Genomic DNA, 2186 nt, shown 5'->3' with positions numbered 1-2186 from the left:
TGGGATTGCTGGGTACCTGGAGAATATTGAGCCAGAAGCCGGCGAGCTATCTGCGGAATTTGTAGGCGACAGGCCGGTTTCTACGGAATAAAAACGTATAATTCGGGCCTGAAACGGACCTGCGGCGTTTTTCATCTTCGATTCACGCTGATTGCAGACCGAAAACCCTTGCGCGGGAGCGTTACATTTTCCATATTACAAGGGAACGTCGCTTCCGGCGATAGCGGGAATAGCGCTGGCTCATTCAGAAGGATCACTCCAGATCCTGCGGAAGAGACAGGGCGCCCTGGGCAAGCGCCGGACAGGCATCTTCTGTAGAGGAATCCGATGCAAATCAACGAACAGAACCGTCATACCCAAGCTGCTGCCGCTTCTGCCGCGAGCGGAACCCGGGCGCGGTCGCAGGCCGAGATCGATCAGGGCCTGCGCGCGTTCATGCTCGGCGTCTACAACAACATGGTGATCGGCCTCGCCATCACCGGGCTGGTCGCGCTCGGCACCTACATGCTGGCAACCACGACGGCGCCCGATGGCAGTCTGGCGCTGACGTCATTCGGCGCAGCCGTTTACACCAGCCCGTTGCGCTGGGTGCTGATGCTGTCGCCGCTGGCCTTCATCTTCTTCTTCTCCTTCAAGATTGAGACCCTTCAGCCGCGCACGGCACTGATCATGTTCTTCGCCTTCGCGGCGCTGATGGGCATCTCGATGTCGTCGATCTTCCTGGTCTTCACCGGCCAGTCGATCGTCCAGGTGTTCTTCATCACAGCCGCCGCCTTCGGCAGCCTGAGCCTCTACGGCTACACCACGACGCGCAGCCTGTCGGGGATGGGGACGTTCCTGTTCATGGGGCTGATCGGTCTGGTCATCGCCATGGTCGTGAACATCTTCCTCGCATCGAGTGCCTTGGCTTTCGCCGTCTCGGTCATTGGCGTGCTGATCTTCGCCGGTCTTACCGCCTGGGACACGCAGCGTCTGAAGGAGATGTACCTGTTCAACAACTTCGACGCCGCGACGGCCACCAAGGCGTCGGTGATGGGTGCGCTGTCGCTCTACCTGAACTTCATCAACATGTTTCAGTTCCTGCTCATGCTGCTCGGCAATCGCGAGTGAGGAACGCGCCGGTTCGACCGGTCACGGACTGACGCAAAAGCCTCCGATCCCGCGGGATCGGGGGTTTTTTGTTTGAAACTCAAAAGCTTGGACGGTTCGTATCGCGGGTGGGCGACAAGCCTCTTGCGCGATGTTGCATCGCATATAAACTCACGTGGCAATCACGCGCTGAGGGATATGCGTCATGCCTGCAAACCGTCCGATCGCCAGGATTCTCGTGGCCAATCGCTCGGAAATCGCCATCCGGGTGTTTCGCGCGGCCAACGAGATGGGGATTCGCACCGTCGCGATCTGGGCAGAAGAGGACAAGTACGGGCTGCATCGCTTCAAGGCGGATGAATCCTACCAGGTCGGGCGCGGTCCGCATCTGTCGCGCGATCTCGGGCCGATCGAGAGCTATCTCTCGATCGAGGAGGTGATCCGCGTCGCGAAGCTCTCCGGCGCCGATGCGATCCATCCCGGTTACGGGCTGCTCTCGGAGAGCCCGGAATTCGCCCAGGCCTGTGCGGATGCCGGCATCGTCTTCATCGGGCCGAAGCCGCAGACCATGACGGCGCTCGGCAACAAGGTCGCCGCGCGCAATCTCGCCGTCGAGACCGGCGTTCCCGTGATCCCGGCCACCGAGCCCCTGCCCGACGACATGGCGCGGGTGCGCGAAATGGCCGATGCGATCGGCTATCCGGTCATGCTCAAGGCCTCATGGGGCGGCGGCGGGCGCGGCATGCGCACGATCCGTTCCGCTGAAAGTCTCGAACGCGAGGTGCTCGAAGGCAAGCGCGAGGCGAAGGCAGCTTTTGGCAAGGACGAGGTCTATCTCGAAAAGCTGATCGAGCGCGCCCGCCATGTCGAGGTGCAGATCCTGGGCGACAGCCACGGCAACCGCGTGCATCTGTTCGAGCGCGATTGCTCGATCCAGCGCCGTAACCAGAAGGTCGTCGAGCGCGCGCCCGCCCCTTATCTCGACGCTTCCCAGCGCGACGAGATCGCCGGCTACGCGCTGAAGCTCGCCGATGCGACGAATTATATCGGCGCCGGCACGGTCGAATTCCTGATGGATGCCGATACGGGCCAGTTCT

General features: G+C 61.4%; 2 protein-coding genes. Both read left to right on the top strand.

Annotation, left to right across the window (positions count from 1 at the left end; all coding sequences use genetic code 11):
- The first annotated feature begins 327 nt into the window (after window positions 1-327).
- Entirely contained in the window at window positions 328-1110 is a 783-nt protein-coding gene (locus VKP01_RS09660) for a Bax inhibitor-1/YccA family protein (protein ID WP_324411938.1), read from the top strand.
- 184 nt (window positions 1111-1294) lie between these two features.
- On the top strand, window positions 1295-2186 hold an 892-nt coding region (locus tag VKP01_RS09655; protein ID WP_324411937.1), incomplete at its 3' end, for a biotin carboxylase N-terminal domain-containing protein.

Origin of the sequence: Saliniramus sp. (genome assembly GCF_035311605.1) — a bacterium.
Lineage (GTDB): Bacteria > Pseudomonadota > Alphaproteobacteria > Rhizobiales > Beijerinckiaceae > Saliniramus.
This window is presented reverse-complemented; position numbering and strand designations above follow the sequence as displayed.

Coding starts and splice junctions, on each gene's coding strand:
- VKP01_RS09660 (WP_324411938.1), top strand. CDS start 328: ATGCAAATCAACGAACAGAACCGTCATACCCAAGCTGCTGCCGCTTCT.